Source organism: Vibrio sp. 10N.222.49.C9 (genome assembly GCF_041474985.1).
Lineage (GTDB): Bacteria > Pseudomonadota > Gammaproteobacteria > Enterobacterales > Vibrionaceae > Vibrio > Vibrio crassostreae_C.
In genome coordinates, this window is record NZ_JBFRVD010000662.1 from 1 (window position 1) to 455 (window position 455).

Below are 455 nucleotides of genomic sequence, written 5' to 3' on the forward strand. Positions count from 1 at the left end.
ATCTCATATGCACTGCTAGGACCATTCATGGCCATCATTCGTCCTATAGCCGCTATATCGAGCGCGATAGTTGCGGGCTTGTTGGTTGGCAAAGAAGCAGAGAAAGAGCAAAAGATTAAAATGAAGAGCTTTGCTCCTGTGAGTTGTTGCTCGGGTAAAAAGGCAACCCCTCAAGCGAACACGCAGTCGAGTTGCTGTTCTTCAAAGAAAGAAACTAAGGCCGATAAGAGTGCAATGGAGAAGCTGAAGTCGGGTATACACTTCGCGGCAACGGATCTTGTGAAAGACATTAGCACTTGGTTAATGATTGGCTTGTTCTTTGCCTCTCTAGTGCAGACCTATGTAGAAACAGACTTCCTTGCACAGTGGGGCGGCAGTATTTGGAGCATGCTTGTCATGGTGGCCATCAGTGTACCTATGTACATCTGCGCAACGGCTTCAACACCCATTGCTGC

At 47.7% G+C, this 455-nt stretch carries 1 protein-coding gene; it reads left to right on the forward strand.

Going from position 1 to position 455, the window contains the following annotated elements; all coding sequences use genetic code 11:
• Positions 1-27 precede the first annotated feature (27 nt).
• The coding region (locus AB4585_RS24965) for a permease (protein ID WP_372171443.1) at positions 28-455 on the forward strand (428 nt) is incomplete at its 3' end.